At 42.1% G+C, this 18,007-nt stretch carries 18 protein-coding genes; 5 read left to right on the top strand and 13 right to left on the bottom strand.

The features are described from left to right. Positions 1-13: 13 nt before the first annotated feature. Complete coding sequence (locus tag ACFQZI_RS08450) at positions 14-640, bottom strand: TetR/AcrR family transcriptional regulator (protein WP_377141064.1); 627 nt, start codon at positions 638-640, stop codon at positions 14-16. A gap of 115 nt (positions 641-755) precedes the next feature. Here ACFQZI_RS08450 and purB point away from each other — a divergent pair, with 115 nt between their 5' ends. Together purB and ACFQZI_RS08440 are read left to right on the top strand one after the other, a co-directional pair. Further along, positions 756-2,102: an adenylosuccinate lyase gene (gene purB / locus ACFQZI_RS08445; protein WP_377141061.1), complete on the top strand. Its 1,347-nt coding sequence runs from the start codon at positions 756-758 to the stop codon at positions 2,100-2,102. A gap of 156 nt (positions 2,103-2,258) precedes the next feature. Next, positions 2,259-2,810, top strand: coding sequence for a NifU family protein (locus ACFQZI_RS08440; RefSeq protein ID WP_377141058.1), 552 nt, complete (start codon positions 2,259-2,261; stop codon positions 2,808-2,810). 382 nt (positions 2,811-3,192) lie between these two features. Here the strand turns inward: ACFQZI_RS08440 and ACFQZI_RS08435 are convergent, their stop codons facing one another. From ACFQZI_RS08435 to ppk1, 9 genes are all read right to left on the bottom strand, one after another. Continuing rightward, a complete protein-coding gene (locus ACFQZI_RS08435) occupies positions 3,193-3,999 on the bottom strand; it encodes an inositol monophosphatase family protein (RefSeq protein ID WP_377141055.1) in 807 nt (268 codons plus the stop codon). 26 nt (positions 4,000-4,025) lie between these two features. Further along, positions 4,026-5,204, bottom strand: a complete 1,179-nt coding sequence (locus ACFQZI_RS08430; protein WP_377141052.1) for a prolipoprotein diacylglyceryl transferase — start codon at positions 5,202-5,204, stop codon at positions 4,026-4,028. Positions 5,205-5,237: 33 nt separating this feature from the next. Then, entirely contained in the window at positions 5,238-6,557 is a 1,320-nt protein-coding gene (gene mtaB / locus ACFQZI_RS08425; protein ID WP_377141049.1) for a tRNA (N(6)-L-threonylcarbamoyladenosine(37)-C(2))-methylthiotransferase MtaB, read from the bottom strand. Between the two features lie 370 nt (positions 6,558-6,927). Then, positions 6,928-7,389 carry a PH domain-containing protein gene (locus tag ACFQZI_RS08420; RefSeq protein WP_377141046.1) on the bottom strand — a complete coding sequence of 154 codons (462 nt, stop codon included), beginning with the start codon at positions 7,387-7,389 and terminating at the stop codon, positions 6,928-6,930. A gap of 202 nt (positions 7,390-7,591) precedes the next feature. Continuing rightward, complete coding sequence (locus ACFQZI_RS08415) at positions 7,592-8,083, bottom strand: DUF6265 family protein (RefSeq protein ID WP_377141043.1); 492 nt, start codon at positions 8,081-8,083, stop codon at positions 7,592-7,594. After that, on the bottom strand, positions 8,083-9,471 hold the full coding sequence (locus tag ACFQZI_RS08410; protein WP_377141040.1) for a S41 family peptidase: 1,389 nt from the start codon (positions 9,469-9,471) through the stop codon (positions 8,083-8,085). The genes ACFQZI_RS08415 and ACFQZI_RS08410 overlap by 1 nt, the downstream gene beginning before the upstream one ends. 147 nt (positions 9,472-9,618) lie before the next feature. Beyond that, positions 9,619-10,185, bottom strand: coding sequence for a UbiX family flavin prenyltransferase (locus tag ACFQZI_RS08405; RefSeq protein WP_377141037.1), 567 nt, complete (start codon positions 10,183-10,185; stop codon positions 9,619-9,621). Positions 10,186-10,345: 160 nt separating this feature from the next. Beyond that, positions 10,346-11,233, bottom strand: coding sequence for a Ppx/GppA phosphatase family protein (locus ACFQZI_RS08400; protein ID WP_377141034.1), 888 nt, complete (start codon positions 11,231-11,233; stop codon positions 10,346-10,348). Then, positions 11,230-13,281: a polyphosphate kinase 1 gene (gene ppk1 / locus ACFQZI_RS08395; RefSeq protein ID WP_377141031.1), complete on the bottom strand. Its 2,052-nt coding sequence runs from the start codon at positions 13,279-13,281 to the stop codon at positions 11,230-11,232. Before ppk1 ends, ACFQZI_RS08400 begins: the two co-directional genes overlap by 4 nt. A 155-nt stretch (positions 13,282-13,436) precedes the next feature. On the opposite strand from ppk1, the gene ACFQZI_RS08390 reads away from it, so the two are divergent. Both ACFQZI_RS08390 and ACFQZI_RS08385 read left to right on the top strand, forming a co-directional pair. Beyond that, positions 13,437-13,928, top strand: coding sequence for a YajQ family cyclic di-GMP-binding protein (locus ACFQZI_RS08390; RefSeq protein ID WP_377141028.1), 492 nt, complete (start codon positions 13,437-13,439; stop codon positions 13,926-13,928). Positions 13,929-13,941: 13 nt separating this feature from the next. After that, positions 13,942-14,388, top strand: a complete 447-nt coding sequence (locus ACFQZI_RS08385; RefSeq protein ID WP_377141025.1) for a DinB family protein — start codon at positions 13,942-13,944, stop codon at positions 14,386-14,388. A 115-nt stretch (positions 14,389-14,503) separates the two neighbouring features. Here the strand turns inward: ACFQZI_RS08385 and ACFQZI_RS08380 are convergent, their stop codons facing one another. After that, a complete protein-coding gene (locus tag ACFQZI_RS08380; protein WP_377141022.1) occupies positions 14,504-14,941 on the bottom strand; it encodes an Hsp20/alpha crystallin family protein in 438 nt (145 codons plus the stop codon). A gap of 134 nt (positions 14,942-15,075) precedes the next feature. On the opposite strand from ACFQZI_RS08380, the gene ACFQZI_RS08375 reads away from it, so the two are divergent. After that, positions 15,076-15,522, top strand: coding sequence for an acyl-CoA thioesterase (locus ACFQZI_RS08375; protein ID WP_377141019.1), 447 nt, complete (start codon positions 15,076-15,078; stop codon positions 15,520-15,522). Positions 15,523-15,902: 380 nt separating this feature from the next. Here the strand turns inward: ACFQZI_RS08375 and ACFQZI_RS08370 are convergent, their stop codons facing one another. Together ACFQZI_RS08370 and folB are read right to left on the bottom strand one after the other, a co-directional pair. After that, on the bottom strand, positions 15,903-17,303 hold the full coding sequence (locus ACFQZI_RS08370) for an FAD-binding oxidoreductase (RefSeq protein WP_377141016.1): 1,401 nt from the start codon (positions 17,301-17,303) through the stop codon (positions 15,903-15,905). A gap of 1 nt (position 17,304) precedes the next feature. Beyond that, positions 17,305-17,661, bottom strand: a complete 357-nt coding sequence (folB, locus tag ACFQZI_RS08365) for a dihydroneopterin aldolase (RefSeq protein ID WP_377141013.1) — start codon at positions 17,659-17,661, stop codon at positions 17,305-17,307. Positions 17,662-18,007: the final 346 nt, after the last annotated feature.

Here is an 18,007-nt window from a genome sequence, read left to right as displayed (position 1 = left end):
CAGCGCCTTTGCATTAACTTATTTTTTCTAGATGTGCTGATTTATATTTATCCAGCAACTCGTGTCCTTTTAATGTACAAACCCCATAGTTAAAATGTTCAAGCAACTGATATTGTACCTTCCATGGGCTAAACTGCGAAACAGGGAATATCAACGAATTAAAGCCCATTTCTACCTGGTTTACCCGCATATTAGCCAATATTTTCACATCAAGATCCTCCCTGATAAAACCCTGGCTTATACCCTTCGTCAAAAGTTCCTCCAACGTTTTAACCAATACCTCGGCTTTAAATTGCTGAAACTTGCCCCACGCATCTGGGTGATACTTTTGCATATCGTGAATCACAATCGGGTTTATCCTGCCAAAAATCTCCTCAGAGCATTTCATCATGTTGATCATCTCTTCAATTACATTCGACGACATGTTGATGATGTCGGTTATCTGGCATTCATCTTCCTTTAATTTCTTTTCCACCAAGGCAATTACCAGGTCATTCTTATCATTAAAAAAATGATAGATGGTTTTTTTTGACATTCCCAGGTGCCGGGCTATATCATCCATCGTAACGCTTTTAATCCCAGCTGTTAAAAACAGCTCCTCGGCGCCAAAAATTATTCTATCTATTTGACTGTTTGACATTATTGGTCAAAACTAAGGAAACATTTTTAGATTTCAAAGTTTCCTATCCAAATTACTTCGGGCTGACAATCACTCGTTTTGCACAATTGTCTATCTTTGCAAAAAATAATTATCAATGGAATTAAATTCCCTATCTGCCATTTCCCCTATCGACGGTCGTTACCGTAACACCACAGCTCCATTAGCTGCATATTTTTCTGAATACGCCCTTATTAAATACAGGGTTTATGTTGAGATAGAATATTTTATATCGCTTTGCGAACACCCTCTGCCGCAGCTACTTAATTTTGATAAGAATTACACAGAAAAGTTACGGGACATTTACAGGAATTTTAACGAGGCTGATGCTGCAAGCATAAAAGAGATAGAAAAGACTACTAACCACGATGTTAAAGCGGTTGAATATTTCATTAAAAAACAATTTGATGCTATAGGCGGACTGGACGACTATAAAGAATTTATCCACTTCGGTTTAACCAGCCAGGATATTAATAATACTGCTATACCCTATACCTTTAAGCTTGCCCTTACTGAAGTTTATCATCCGGAGATAACCAACCTTGTTAACCAGCTAAAAAACTTCGCTATAGAATGGAATGCCGTACCTATGCTGGCACATACCCACGGGCAACCAGCTTCCCCAACACGTTTAGGTAAAGAAATTAGCGTATTTGTAGAGCGGCTTGAATACCAGCTGGGTTTACTAAAAGCTGTACCATACTCGGCTAAGTTTGGCGGAGCCACAGGTAATTTCAACGCGCACCATGTAGCATACCCGCAAATAGACTGGAAAGCATTTGGTAACCATTTTGTAAATGGTGTATTGGGCCTGCACCGCTCGCAATACACCACCCAGATAGAGCATTACGATAATTTTGCGGCCCAGTGCGATGCTTTGAAACGCATCAATAACATTTTAATCGACCTTGACCGCGATATGTGGACCTACATATCCATGAACTTTTTCAAGCAGAAAATTAAGGCCGGCGAGATAGGTTCATCGGCTATGCCGCATAAGGTTAACCCGATTGACTTTGAGAACAGCGAGGGTAACCTGGGTATTGCCAATGCCCTGTTTGAGCACCTGGCAGCAAAGTTACCTATCTCCCGTCTGCAGCGTGACCTTACCGACTCCACCGTACTCCGTAACATTGGCGTACCTGTTGCGCATACGCTTATCGCTATTAAATCAACCGTTAAGGGTTTAAATAAGTTATTGCTTAACGAGGCTGCTATCAATGCCAGCCTTGAAGCTAACTGGGCGGTTGTTGCCGAGGCTATTCAAACCATACTTCGCCGCGAAGCATATCCTAACCCGTATGAGGCGTTAAAAGAGCTTACCCGTACCAATACCGAGGTTAATGCCCAAACCATAGCGGAGTTTGTAGATGGATTGAATGTTAGTGAAACCGTTAAAGATGAAATAAAGGCGATAACGCCGCGGAATTATACAGGGATATGAGCTAAAAAGGTGAAAGCAGAAAGCGAAAAGTAAAAACATCTTTAGCTCTCTGCTTTGAATTAATCCATCGTCATCAACAGGTCAAATCACTTTTATGAGGGTGCTTTAATCAAAAACCTGATTACATTTGTTAACTATAAAAAAATTTTGACATCCATGAATATCAGCGTATATACCGAAGCCACTCCTAACCCCGCAACAATGAAGTTTATTGTAAACAAGTTGCTTATAAACGGAAGCGTGGATTATGCCACAAAAGAAAGTGCCGAGAAATCGCCTTTTGCAAAGGAATTATACAAATTCAGCTTTGTTAATGGTGTGTTTTTTGCCAGCAACTTTGTAACGGTTACTAAAACCGAAGGCAGCGACTGGGATGATATCCAGCCGATATTGAAAGAGTTTGTAAAAGGTGCTGTAGAATCTGAATTAAAGGTACAGGAAGTTGAGCAGGAAGCAGATGTTGCTTTTGAAGGTACCGAAACTGAAATAAAGATCCAGCAGATCCTTAACGATTACGTTCGCCCGGCTGTTGAGCAGGATGGCGGCGCTATCAGCTACCGCTCGTTTGATGCAGGTGTAGTCACCGTTGAGCTTCGCGGTTCATGCAGCGGTTGCCCTTCATCAACCGTAACACTAAAATCGGGTATCGAGAACCTGCTTAAACGCATGGTTCCTGAAGTTACCGAAGTAGTTTCTGAAGCGTTATAATTAATTTATTACACCGATTAGTGTAGAATCGGTCCGGTTTAATTCTGGCCGGTTTTTTTGTGCCCAATAATCAAGGTGTCCCACAATTTATGACACTACGCGAGACAAATATTCAAAGCATTAAAAATCAGATAATTGCAAATATTTAATTTACAATTTTAGTTAAAGTATTACTTACTAATAAATGATTTAAACATCTTGATTATAGTGATTTATGTTATTTAAATGAGGTGTCCCACTTGTTAAAAAACGGGACAGAATGAGACACCCTGTTTTTGTGCTTTAATATTCTGACTTGTTACACATCCCTGCAAACAAAAAAGCCAATCAGTCATATCCAATTGGCTTTTGTATTTTATCGGTGTGCTCAAAAAATCACATCTTAATTGGTGAGCTTCAAATTAAAGTACTTATCAATATACTCCAACATCTCTCCGGTAATTTTACCATTAGTTGCCAGTAGTTCGCGGGTTTTAAGCACTTCTAAACCGCCTTTAAAGTTCGCTATTTCGCCCCCCGCTTGTTGTACAATGACGACACCCGCGGCGATATCCCAGGGGTTAAGGTTGTACTCGTAAAAAGCTTCGAAACGGCCTGCTGCGGTATAAGCCAGGTCAACGGCGGCAGAGCCTATACGGCGCAGCCCATGGCAGTTGCGCATCAATTCGGTAAATAATTTTATGTAGCGTTCCTGATAACTAAAATCGTAATAAGGGAAACCCGTAGCTATAAGGCTATCGGCAACGGTGGGTTTATTGCTAACTTTTATTTCGGAATCGTTTAAGTATGCCGGGGCATCTTTATGGGCGTAAAAGCATTCGTCCTGGTTTACCTCGTAAACAACCCCTAAAACCAGTTCGTCGCCATCCTGCAAGGCAATACTCACCGAGTAGGTGGGCAAACCGTGTATAAAGTTAGTTGTGCCATCCAGCGGGTCGATGATCCAGTTATAACGGTCCCCTATTTTGGTGCTTGTTTTTTCTTCGGTAATAAAGCCTGCTTCGGGCAGTATCAGTTCCAGCCCGACAACTATTTTCTGCTCAGCAGTTTTATCAACGTACGATACCAGATCGTTAAGGCCTTTATACTCTATTTTATCGGCATTAAACGTTTTGCGTTCCTCGCGGATGAAATGGCCTGCTTCTTTAGAAACATCAACCACCTGCCTTATTATCTGGTTCAGCTGCATCCTAATTAAGTTAAAGGTGTTGAATATTAGGCGTTGGTGGCGCCTGTTCTTTTATAACGCTGGTTGCCAAAGTAAACCAATGCCGCACCACCCAATACCATAATTACCGAGATCATCTCGGCCTGGGTGAACGATATGCCCGCAACATTATATTTGGTGTTTACACGGATCAGCTCGATACAAAAACGCTCCACACCTGCCATGATCATATATACACCAAACAACACGCCCGGCGCTTTAAATTTATGGCGCAACTGCCATAGTACTAAAAACAGCAGGATGCATACTACCGACTCGTAGAAAGATGTTGGGTACACCGGTAGTTTTAATTCGTTACAAAATTTACCAACGCAATTTGGGATCAGATTGTCATGGTCGCTCATATCCACATTATGCGGAAATTTAAAGCTCCACATCCAGTCGGGCGCCCAGCTTAAAAAGCCCGGTTTGGGGTTAAGGTTAGGTATCCCCCAATCGCCGTCGCCGCTCATTTGGCAACCAACACGGCCAACGCCATAAGCAAGCATCATACCCGGCCCGCCAATGTCAAGCATGGTTAAGGGCTTTATTTTGTGCTGGCCTGCAATGTATAGCACCGCCGCGCCGCCGCAAATTAAGCCACCGTAAAAGGTAAGTCCGCTAAAGCCAACCAGCATGCCTACCGGGTCGCGCATAAATTCGCCCCAGTTTTCTAAAGCGTTAAATAATTTGGCGCCTGCAAAGCCGCAAATAGCCGCCCATAGTAGTATGCTACCCATCAACTCGTGCGTATGCACGGTAACACGGCGCTGCTCGGGTTTGGGTAAAACCTGTTTCTTATTTTCGTAGTAAGCCCAGTAAGCAAAAATAATGGCTCCTAAGATACCGGCCGGCCAGCTCCCTTGTAACGATAATAAAACCGTTTGGGTGTTATCTGTAAGTTCTTTAAAGTGCGTGGCCGCGTAAGCCAGTTTAAAAAACAGTATAAAGCCAAATATGCCGTTGCTCAATAATTCTACCCAGGTAATTTGCGCGCCAACGGTTATCGTTTTTTCGAATGGGTGAATGTACCCAAGTTTCTCTTTACGTTTAAATTCCTGTGAAAACGCCCAGTAAGCGGCCATAAAAGCTATGGCAACAAAAAAGCCGAACGTTTGAACTATTTTAAAAAATTCAATTTCGGCGCCGGTAAGATATTGAATAAGGTAATAGAGATTTGGAAACATTGGTAAATGTTAAGTTTGCTGCGAATATAATAGTTAATGCACTAATATCTCTTCGCTTTCTGTTATTTCAACATCACCATCCGGTGAAATTGCTGTTAATTGCACGTTTCTTAATTCGTTAACCAATATAGGGTCGTACTTGGTTTTCACCTTAACGTAATTACGGGTAAAACCGTGCATAAAGCCATCTTTTATATCGCCTTCAAACAGCACTTCATCACTTTTGCCTATCTGGGTCTCGTAAAAGGCACGGCGTTTCTTGTCAGACAGGATGTGCAGCATTTTGCTCCTGTCGGCACGGGTTGAGCCGGGCACTACCCCACCCATTTCAGCGGCCGGCGTATTTTCCCTTTCCGAATAGGTGAATACGTGCAGGTAAGAAATATCAAGGTTATTCAGAAAATTGTAGGTGTCCACAAAATCCTCGCGTGTTTCGCCGGGGAAACCAACAATAACATCCACACCAATGCAGCAATCGGGCATCAGCTGTTTTATTTTTGCTACGCGATTGGCATACAATTCTCTTTTGTACCTGCGGCGCATCAGCGCCAGGATCTTATCAGACCCTGATTGCAGCGGGATATGAAAGTGCGGAACAAACCTTTTAGAGGTTGCCACAAAAGCTATTACCTGGTCGTTAAGCAGGTTTGGCTCTATAGATGATATTCTGATTCGTTCAATACCTTCCACCTCGTCAAGCGCCTGTATCAGATCTAAAAAGCGGTCTTCACGTTTGCCCTCGCGGATGCCGAAATCGCCAAGGTTTACCCCCGTCAATACAATTTCTTTTACGCCCGATGCGGCAATGTCTTTAGCCTGGGCTATAACGTTTTCAATGGTATCGCTCCTGCTGCTGCCACGGGCAAGTGGTATGGTACAAAAGGTACAAGAGTAATCGCACCCGTCCTGCACTTTAAGGAAAGTACGGGTACGGTCGCCAAATGAATATGAGGGTACAAACCCGTTAGCTTGACTAACGGGCTGGTTTAAAACTAATGCTTTTGGCTTTTTGGTAAGGTCGGTAATATGATCTACCAGCTGGAATTTTTCGGCTGCGCCCAAAACCATATCGACACCCGGTATTTCAGCTATCTCTTTTGGTTTTAACTGCGCATAGCAGCCCACAATGGTAACAAACGCGTTTGGATTGATCCTGAGGGCTTCTTTAACTATCTTTTTACACTTCTTATCGGCATTATCCGTTACCGAGCAGGTGTTAACTACATAAACATCAGGCGTATCGGTAAAATTAACCGTATCAAAGCCCGCGTTGTTAAACATGCGACCAATTGATGAGGTCTCCGAGTAATTAAGCTTACAGCCAAGTGTATAAAAAGCTACTTTCTTATTCATTTGCAAGGCGCAAAGATAAGATTTTTAGAGATTAGTTGATTAGTGGTTAGAGATTGGTTGTTATTGGAGTGTAAAATTGGTTGGGAATTTAATAACGCCATGCCGAACTTGTTTCGGCACCCCAGTTGTTATGTGTAAACTTCCTAATATCCCATAGTTTACTCACCCCGACTACGCAGCGCTGGTCGACCCTCGCTGCTGCGCAAAGAGGGTGAAGAAAAAAGCTTACTACTATGTTGCTGTTGTCACCAACATGCCGCTACTCATTAGGTAATGCATGTTATTAAATGTTGTTGGTGACAATGCCAACAACGGAGGAAATATTTGGCTCACCGTTGCAACAACGGTGAGCCAAATAAAAAAATGGTAACTAAGCGCTAACCAGATTCATATTGAAAGAACCCTCAATAGCGTTATTTATTTGTTTTTTAAATTCAAAAGGGTTAGCTATAGGAGAGAAAAGTTCAACTACTCCACCGGAAGTTATTCTTACTTTTCCAAAACCTAAAATTCGGCCTAACATACCTTCTTCAATTTGCAGACCTTCTGATTTGTTAAGCTGAATCTCGCAGAATTTCCTTTTTATTAATCCGGTTTTTAAAATGACACGCTTATTAGTGACAGCAAATTCCGAAGACTGATTTACAATGATTGCCATAATGAAGCTAATAACACCAACTGTGAATAATAAGCCACAGGCCGCATATGATGCACTACCGATTAACAATCCCAAAGCCGCCCAAAATATCCCGCGAAGATAAATGATCCAATGTAATTTGGCTTTGTAAAGAACTACTTCATTGTTGCTTAAATTTTTTTCGATGAAACTCATAATATAAGGTTTAAATTTATGCTAAAATATTTAGTTTTATTTTAATTAGCAAATAAATTTATTTTTTTTAAGCTTTGTTTATAAGCCGTAAAACAAAGCTAAACCGCTCTTACCGCGCAGCGAAGAGCGGTTTTCGAGCGAAGCAATCTCCGATATCCAACGGTATGGTGAGTAATTGTCGAATTGGCCTGACCGATTGATACTACCTCCGCAGCGTATAAGCAAAGACATCTTTCTTCCACTTGCCATCCTTGCCCTTCTCATCAAGTATGCAATCCATTTTCAGCGCACTAATGCGTTTGTAGGTAATGATCACCGCTTTATCGAGTGATTCAAATACCACCTCGTTTTTGTTAACGCTTTTAGCAGGCATCAGGTAGGGTTTGTTTTTATCCTCCCAGCCTATGCTCCCTTTATTAAAATGGCGAAGCTTAAGTACTGGAATGCTATCTGTTTGCTCTATCACCATAAATTCGTAAAATACCACCTTACCATCTTTAACGCATCTGAATGTGCTCACCATGTTATCGCCCATTGGTTTACCCCAAATCTCTTCCATATCGCCCCATTCATGTTTAAGCGTCCAGTTGCCTGCCATAAATGAGAGGTCTTTAAAACCGGCTTTTTTCAACTGCGCATAAGCGGAGCAGGCAAAGAGACATATTGTAAATATCAGCAGGATAACTTTTTTCATTACTTAGCTTTTTTATTGATTTCTTTTAACGCGCGTTGTAAAACACCATCCTTACCGTTTATAACATCATCGGGTGTGCGCTCTATCTCCATATCGGGAATTACGCCTATGCCTACAAAGTCGCGGCCATCCGGATAGGTGTCGCGTTTAGTGCAAATGCGGCTTTGGCTAAGCGCGGGTAAGGCAAGCGGCATTGGCTGCCCTGTGCTACCGTATGACCGCTGGCCCATTACCGTGGCCCTGCCTTTAAGGGTGCTTAATATGATCAGGAAGTCTTCGGCGGCAGATGCGGTGTTGTTGCTTGCAAGCACAATTAGCGGCGTTTTTATCTTTTGCTCTTTAATGTCATTATTAAAGGTCATGGTGTCGCCCTGATACCAGTAATCGTTTTTTGCGGATGCTATAACCTTTTGTTGCCAGGCGCTAAGTTTGCGGTTTTTAGTTGTATCGCGTAATTGGTAAATGCCCCATGCTTTGTAAGCCGCCACATTGTCACGCGTTTTCCATGCCGAACCTACCAGAACTTTCTCGTCGGTGAAGTATTTCAGGATCTCGGCACCTATCCCCGAATCGCCGCCGCCATTATCACGTATATCCAGTATTACACCTTTGGCGGCATAAAGCTGCGGCAGCACCTTTTTAAACTCGTCAATTATCTTTTCATCACCAAAGCTGTTTAGTTTTACGTGGGCAATGCCATCTATCATGTTAAAATCCAAAAGCTTCCACGGAGTGTTGCCATTGCGCCTTACCCATTTGGTACCATAGGTGTGAAACTGATAATCGTAATCAAACAACTTACCCTTTGGAGACCGCAGTTTCAGGTGGAATACTTTACTTGAATCGGTACCATAAAACATCATTGCCGCGGCCCTATTCCACAAAACATGCTCGGTAGACGAACTGATGTACGGTATAAGTTTCTTTTCGGCGTATTCTTTTGCAGGCATGCCATCTACGCTAATAACTTCGGAACCCAGCGGGACTTTTTCTTTGTATTGAACCGGAATATCTGTAACAATAAACCGCTTATTGAAATTCTCGATGAAGATCCATTTATAGCGCGATTTGTGGGTAAGCAGTTTTTCGGGGAAGCCCAGATCAGTATGGCCGTCCTTTAATAACGCGCAGAAACGTTCCATTAGCTCGTAGTATTCCCAGGTACTTTTAGTGGCCAGCATTTGAGGTATAAAAGCCTGGTAGGTACTATCCCAATTGATTTTGGCGTGATCGAAATAAGCGAAATTCTGGCTCGCCTCCGACCAAAATTTACTTAAACCGTAAAGCTTATCCTTCATAGGGATATTATCAACGGTATCTATCTGCGCGAAAGCTGGGCGTGTAAAAAGGGTAAGTAGTAACAGTAAAGGCAGGAAGCTTTTTTTCATTGTGATATAATGGTTGTGATAACCAAATTTAATGGATTACATCAAATTAAAAAGATGGCCGGCGAATTATTTTGAAAGCAATGTTAAAGAAGTTTTTATAACAACAATTAAAACAATTCAACAATAAAGCACCCCCCACTAAATAATCTAAATCCCCTCCCACCTGTAGCTTTCATTCTCCAGGCCTGTCAGGTCTACAACGCGGTTTACTACCGTCATCGCCAGTTCTTCAATAGTTTTGGGTTTGCTGTAGTAAGAGGGTATTGCCGGGCAAATGATACCACCGGCCTCGGTAACGGTTTGCATATTACGGATATGGATGAGGTTCAAGGGGGTATCCCTTGCTACCAGTATCAGCTTGCGGCGCTCTTTTAATATCACATCTGCCGCACGGCTTATAAGGTCATCAGATACGCCCGAGGCTATGCGGCCAAGGGTACCCATAGAGCAAGGCACTATCACCATTGTATCAAACCTGGCAGAGCCTGACGCAAAGGGCGCCATAAAATCATTTTTGGCGTAGTATTTAAAGGGGTAATTGCCGTGGGTTTTGTCCTCAAGTTCAAACTCCCAAACCTGTTTAGCGTTGTCGCTCATTACAATGCCAACTTCGGCAATTTGAGATCGAAGTTGCTGCAACTTATCCAGCAGGAGTTTCGCATAAACAGATCCGCTTGCACCGGTAACCGCAACAACAATTTTCTTTTTCATCATGATATAGGTACAAATAAACGGAAGAAAAGTTACAGGCACAAAAAAGGGTCGAATAACTTGTACTCGACCCTACATCTACCTATGAAAAACATGCCCTTTGAGCGGGCAATACAAATATAATAACAGTTTCTTAATTATTAAATAATTTCTTAAAATAAATTTAATGTACTGATGGATAGTTCTTTTCGATCAAAGTTTGTATAATTCCATCTACCATTCCCACTGTTGGCACATAAATACTCTTGATATTAGCGCATTTAAGTACAGTTAAATAAATTTCGCAGGCGGGGATAATAACGTCGGCCCTATCCTGGTTTAAACCCAATACGTTTATACGGTCTTTTAGCGAAAAGCTATCCAGGTAATTATACAGCGCCCTCAACTTTAAATAGCTCAAAGCAGCGCCGTCTTTCTCCTGCGATAGTTTGTATAGCTTATTGATGTTACCGCCGGTACCAATGCCGTATATATTTTTTAGCCCTTTGGTATGCTCGCGGATAAAATCCTTCATCTCTGTCCAGGTTTCATCTTTGTCCTGGTTATCTAAAATGCGGATGGTTCCTAAATTGAATGATTGTGATGCCAGCAACTCGCCATCGCTGAATAGCGAAAGTTCGGTACTACCACCGCCCACATCAATATACAGGTAGTTTTTGCTCTTATCTATGTTTACCTCCGCGTGGCTGTTATAAATAATTTTAGCCTCGCTTTCGCCGTGCACAATTTGCAGGTCGATGTTTGCTTCGGCTTTTATTCTTTCTACCACCTGCGGGCCGTTAAGGGCCTCGCGCATGGCCGATGTGGCACAGGCCATATAATCTGTTACCTTGTAAACATCCATCAGGTTACGAAAGGCCTGCATAGATTTTATAAGGTCGATAGCTTTCTTCTCAGAAATTTCCTTGTTTAAAAAGGCGTCATCCCCAAGCCTTACCGGCACACGTATAAGGGTATTCTTTTTAAAGGATATCGATTCGTTATTCTCTATGATCTCGGCTATCAGCATCCTGACGGCGTTAGACCCAACATCTATTGCGGCGTATCTCAATTTGTGTTTTTATTTTTTAGGTAGTTGTAAATATCTATCTGTGCCCGGGTTAATACTTCCGATTTTGTTTTGTGGTATTTATTAACCGCACTGCCGGTAATATCGCGGGCTTTGGTGTTATCGTTAAGTTGTATATCAATAATATCTTTTACCTCGCGGCGCAGGTCGTCATCCAGTACCGGGAAACCAACCTCTACCCTGTTATCAATATTACGGGTCATGAAATCGGCGCTGGTTAGGTAAATAAGCTCTTTGCCGCCGTTGCCATAAATGTGTACGCGGGCATGCTCCAGATATTTATCTACAATGCTTATTACCTCAATATTTTCGCTAAAGCCTTTTTGTCCCGGTATCAAACAGCACATTCCACGTACAATTAGTTTTATCTTAACCCCGGCATTGCTGGCCTGGTAAAGTTTGTTTATCAGTTGCTCATCGGCAAGGCTGTTCATCTTAAAGGTCATGTACGCCTTTTTGCCTGCCCGGGCAAACTTCATCTCGCTATCTATTAATTTATAAATAGCCGGGCGCGAGTCAATTGGCGATACTATTAGCGTTTTTAGCCCTTTAGGCAGTACATTCCTGTTTAATGCCCTAAATATGGCTACCAGGTCGGTAGTGATCTTTTTATTGGCCGTAAGTATGGTATGATCGGCGTAGATGGCGGCCGTTTTTTCGTTAAAGTTGCCTGTAGATAAGCAGGCGTAATAAAAAGGCTTACCTTTTTCCATACGCGTAACCAGGCAAATTTTAGAGTGTACCTTATAGCCGTCTATGCCGTAAAGTACGTTTACACCCTCTTCTTCCAGTTTGTTGCTCCAGTAAATATTGTTTTGCTCGTCGAAACGCGCGCGCAGCTCAACCAGGCAGTTTACCTTTTTGCCGTTCTTGGCGGCGTTTATAAGCGCGTGGATGATCTTTGAGTTCTCGGCCAAACGATAAACGGTGATGCTGATCTCCTTAACTTTTGGGTCGATAGCCGCCTCGCGTAAAAAATGGATAATGTAATCGAACGATTGGTATGGCGTGCTGATGAGGAAGTCTTTTTTGGCAATTAATCCCATTAAACTTTTGCCGAATGAAAGATCGGCAACGGGTAATGCCGCGTTCTTTTTATATTCCAGGTCCGGCCGGCCAACGTTTGGGAACGAGATAAAATTTTTAAAATTGTGGTAACGGTTACCCGGGATAAGGCTTCCCTTTTCCAGTTTCATTTTTTTAACCAGATAGCTTACCATATCCAGCGGCATTTCGCTGTCGTAAAGCAGGCGCATTGGTTTGCCCTTACGGCGTTTTTGCAGGCTCTTACTCAGCGCGTCTACAAATTTTACGCTCACTTCCTTATCAAGGTCAAGCTCGGCATCGCGGGTAAGCTGTAATGAGTAGGCTTCTATTGAATCATGATCGAATATGAAGAAGATATCCTCTAAGTTATATCGGATAATATCATCCAGCAGGATAATAAATTTAAGGTTATTGGTCTCGGGCAGCACCAAAAACCTCGACAGGTTATCCGGAAACTCTATGAGCGCGTAGCGCGATTTTTTATTTTTAGTAAGCCTTACAAAAAAGTAGATGGCACGGTCGCGCAGTTCGGGCAGCGGCAGGCTATCATCCAGCATAATGGGCACCAGGGTAGATAGTAATTTCTCCCTGAAAAAGCTTTTTACAAACTCTCCGCGGGTTACGTTAAGCTGTTTATCGTTCAGGATAAAGATCTTTTCTTCGGCCAGCTGCTTTACAATAATATTCTCGTAAAGATTGTTGAACTTACGCTCCTGCTTTACAACAATGGTTTTAATTTGGCTCAATATTTTTTTGGGGTTGTAACCCAATATCTCTTTAGCCTTTTCGTTAAGATTGGCAAGGCGGCTTAAAGTAGCAACTCTTACCCGGTAAAACTCATCTAAGTTTGATGAAAATATGGCCAGGAACTTTATCCTCTCAATAAGTGGCACGGTTGGGTCGGCTGCTTCCTGTAAAACCCTGTCGTTAAAGTATAACCAGCTTATTTCTCTGTTTATTAAGGGAATGTTCTTAGTATCCATATTGTGATAGCAACAAAACTGCTCATTTATTTGTTAAGTTAATATTAACTTATCTGCATGTAAACATGTTTTCAATATTAACTTTAATATTTGGAAGCATTATATGCCGTGTATACAAATCTTAAGTTAGATTTGCGTTAACAAAAACCATCATTATGCCTTCATTTGATATAGTTAGCAAGATAGACGGACAAACTTTAGATAACGCCATAAACGTTGCCAAAAAGGAAATACTTAACCGTTACGATTTTAACGGTTCTAAAAGCACCATAGACCTTGACAAGAAAACCAATGTGGTTACCATTGTTACCGAGGATGATATGCGCCTTAAAGCCATTACCGACGCTATTATCAGCCGGATGGTTAAACAAAGCCTCGACCCTAAAGCGCTCGATTTTGGTAAAGACCAATATGCTTCGGGCAACATGATCCGCAAGGAGGTGACGATAAAAGAAGGCATCGATAAAGAAGCTGCCAAGAAAATAGTAAAGAAAATTAAGGACAGCGGCCTTAAAGTACAGGCATCTATTATGGACGACCAGGTACGTGTTACAGCCAAAAAGATAGACGACCTGCAAGCCGTTATAAGCTTGTGCCGTACCGAAGATTTTGGCCAGCCGCTACAGTATATCAATATGCGTAACTAACATCAACACGGTTATGATCAGAGAGACGCTTAAAAGCCTTATCATTCGCGATCTGGGAAGGCTGAAGGATGAGATATTGGCTTACCAGAACGAGGAAAAAATTTGGTATACCGAAAAAGGCATCTCTAATTCGGCCGGTAACCTTTGCCTGCATTTGGTTGGCAACTTAAATACTTATTTTGGTGCAGCATTTGGCAATACCGGTTATGTACGAAACCGGCCCGATGAATTCGCGTTAAAAAATATACCACGAGCTGAGCTAATATCCCAAATAGAGAACACGATAGCCATAATCGACAAAACTTTCGATATGATCACAGATGCACAACTGGCCGAAATTTCGACAGTTGAGCATACCCTAAAGGGTATAACCAACGAATACTTTTTTATGCACCTGGCCATGCACCTTAGTTATCATTTAGGGCAGGTAAATTACCATCGACGTTTGCTGGATAATTAATTGTGATAAAACCGGACGTAAAATAACAAAAGGCCGCCCCAATTAAGGAAGCGGCCTTTTTACTAAACCAACTTTATGAAAACAATCTTTATTACTTAAGCTTTCGCTTATTAGCTTATTTTACAGCTATTTCTCTTGTTTGAAATTTAGCTTCTTCTCTTTTTGCTACTGTTAATTTTAAGATCCCGTCTGCATAATCAGCTTCAATTTTCGAGTGATCTACGCTATCCGGTAAGGTAAATGACCTTACAAATGAATTGTAACTATATTCGCGTTTGCTGTATTTTTTAGTTTCAGCATTTGCTTCTGCTTTTTTCTCGGCAGATATGGTAAGAATATTTTTATCCAGGTTGATCTTAAAATCTTCTTTCTTTAAACCGGGTACCGCTAATTCTATGTGGAACTCATTTTCGTTCTCGGCGATGTTAACCGCAGGTACGCGTGCAACTAATTTGTCGCTAATGAAAGAATCGTTCAATAAAGAATCAAAAACATCGTTAAAGAAAGGATAAGCGTTGTTTTTAAGTCCGTTGTTAAATTTTACTAATGTCATGGCTTTATATTTTATTAAGTTTTTGTTATTAATTTCGTAGATGGTTAATCAACTGTTATACCAACAGGTTTAATCTCAATTTTGCAAGACAAAATGTCTTACATTTTTATTTATTACCGACAAAATGTCTTACAATGGCTGAAAAACTTACAGATTACAAGTATAAAACCGATATAGCCATCCGTTTTTCGGACATAGACGCGCGCGGCCATGTAAACAATGCCGTGTATCTCACCTATTTCGAGGTAGCCCGTTTTAATTACTGGCGCGATGTTGCAAAATGGGATCTAAAGGAAATTGGGATAGTAATAGGCCGGTCAGAAATTCAATACCTAAAGCCGGTAACTATTGATGATACGCTAAACTGCTATGTACGAGTAACCCGTATAGGTAACAGCAGCTTTGATGTGATGCACGTATTAACAAAAACAACCGATAAAGGGGAAGAGATTTGCACCACCTGCAAAACCGTATGCATTAGTTATGATTACGAAACCAATAAGTCTATCGCCATTGATATGAATGGCCGTAAAAATATGATAGATTATGATGAGCCGAGGCTGATCTTGAATACGAATTGATTTCGTTCCCCTCTATTTGTTATTAGAGTAACCTATTAAAGATAACATCTACTATTGACTCTCCGTTAGGAATGGCGGTGTAAATATGCAAAGCCTGTAGATGTTCATTTCTTTTTTGTTGCAAAAAAGAAACGAACCAAAGAAAAAACACGCGGCTTAACCGCGTCGCTGTTAAAGGTTGTGCTAAGACAAGGCTTCTGCTATCCGCAACGCGCTAAGGCCGCATTTGGAAAGCTAATGTTCAGTTCATCAAGCTCAATTGTTTAAACTTGATCTTTCAGAATACAACTTAGCGATGGGTTTTATACCCATTGATTTAACGAGTAGTGGCCTAAACGTCAAAAGGGACTTACCGGTGTATGGGAATTATAATTATCGCATTAATTAAATATCTTCCCCGGGTTCAAAATCCCATTCGGGTCAAACACGTCCTTAATACCTTTCCAAATGGCGAAGTGCATAGGCGTATATTTTAATGCCATGTAATCCTTTTGCACCAGGCCTATGCCATGCTCGCCGGATAGTGTGCCGCCAAGGGCTACGGTCAGTTCAAAAACTTCGGTAATGCCATCTTTCAATTTGCTATTCCAGTCGTCGTCGCTCATGCCTGCCTTTACAATGTTAACATGTAGGTTACCATCACCGGCATGGCCATAACAAACAGACTCGAAACCGTATTTAGCGCCTATCTCTTTAATGCCTTTTATCAGTTGCGGCAGAGCGGCGCGCGGCACAACGGTATCTTCCTCCTTATATATAGAATTTGATTTTACCGACACAGCCATGGTGCGCCTGATGCGCCATAGCTCTTCTTTTTGTGCCGACGTATCTGCAAATAGCACGTCCTGGCAATTATGCTGTTCTAAAACTTCGTTGATCTTCTCACAATCGGCAAATATCACATCCTGGTTCGTTCCGTCGGCTTCTATCAGCAGGAAAGCCCCTATCTCATCTTTTAGGTCGAATGTAATGCCGTCATGCTCAATTACCCACTCAATGCCCCGGCGTTCCATAAACTCCAGCGCCGATGGTACCACCCCCGCCCTGAATATGGCCGACACCGCCGCGCAGGCATCTTCATTGGTAGCGAATGAGGCCAGCATCAAAGCGTCAAGCGTTGGTTTAGGAATCAACTTAGTCACAATTTTTGTAACGATGCCTAAAGTACCCTCGCTGCCTATCAGCAATTGCGTTAAGTTATAGCCTGACGCATATTTGAGCGTATTGGCACCTGTCCATATAATATCCCCGTTTGGTAAAACCACCTCCAGGTTCAGCACATATTCGCGGATGGTGCCATATTTTACCACCCTTGGGCCGCCGCTGCAATTAGCCACGTTGCCACCGATAAAACAACTCCCCTTGCTCGCAGGGTCTACAGGATAAAGCAGGCCTTTTTCTGCAACGGCGTTTATAAATACCTCGGTAATAACGCCGGGTTCAACAGTGGCCTGCAGATTTTGCTCGTCAATATCCAGGATGTTGTTAAAACGCTCCATAGATATCATTAAACCGCCCTGTACGGCTAAAGCGCCGCCAGCCAAACCAGTGCCTGCACCACGCGGCGTAACGGGTATAAGGTTATCGTTACAAACCTTCATTAAAAAAGAAACCTGCTCTACCGTTTGCGGTTTAGCAACTACCTCGGGATAATAAACAAGATCCTCGGTTTCGTCGTGGCTATAATTTTCTACTTCGGCCTGCGCGGTAAGTATATTTCCATCGCCGACAATCGCGGTTAGCTGGTTAAGTATATCGGCAGTGATTTTATTGTAACTCATGTTATTTAGTATAACTAAGGGTAATAACCGATTGTTTAATAGGCCCGCGGAATGGCGGCCTTTGCTTGCAGATGGTTACTACGGCAGTTTCTATAAAAGTAAATTCGGTTTTAATACGGTTAAGTATGCTTTGAGCCACCGTTTCTAAAACCTTACGAGTGTTACTCATTTCATCTTCAATAATGGCATAAAGCACCTCGTAATTAACGGTGTTATGCAGGTTGTCTTCATCCACGTAAATATCCGCATCAAAACCTACCTGTACATCAACCAAAAATTGGGTGCCTATCACCTGCTCCTCGGGGTAAAAACCGTGGTAAGCAAAAAATTCGGCGCCTTCTAAAGCAACTTTTATCATGTTTCAAAAGTAAAGGAATATTTGGAGGTTTAAAATTACCGGTCGCATAGTTTACTCACCCCGCCTACGCTTCGCTGGTCGACCCTCTCTGCTGCGCAAAGAGGGTGGGGAAATTTCTCATCTGTAATCTTAGCTCTTCCTCCCTCGGACAGAAGTAGTGTAATGCTTATTTTTCACCCTCTTTCCGCTTGCGGAGAGAGGGTCGCGCGCGTAGTGAGTAAACTATCAAAGCGACTTTTACACCATCTCCTTTTGAGAAGGTCGGGTTAAGGCTTGTTCTCAAAAAAGATTTTCATCTAAAAAATATGTTTAAACCGTTTAAACCTGCTTTTTGGCATAAAGTGCC

Source organism: Mucilaginibacter lutimaris, assembly GCF_042676625.1.
Lineage (GTDB): Bacteria > Bacteroidota > Bacteroidia > Sphingobacteriales > Sphingobacteriaceae > Mucilaginibacter > Mucilaginibacter lutimaris.
Note: the sequence above shows the minus strand (reverse complement) of the source record. Positions and strands in the feature narration are given on the sequence as shown.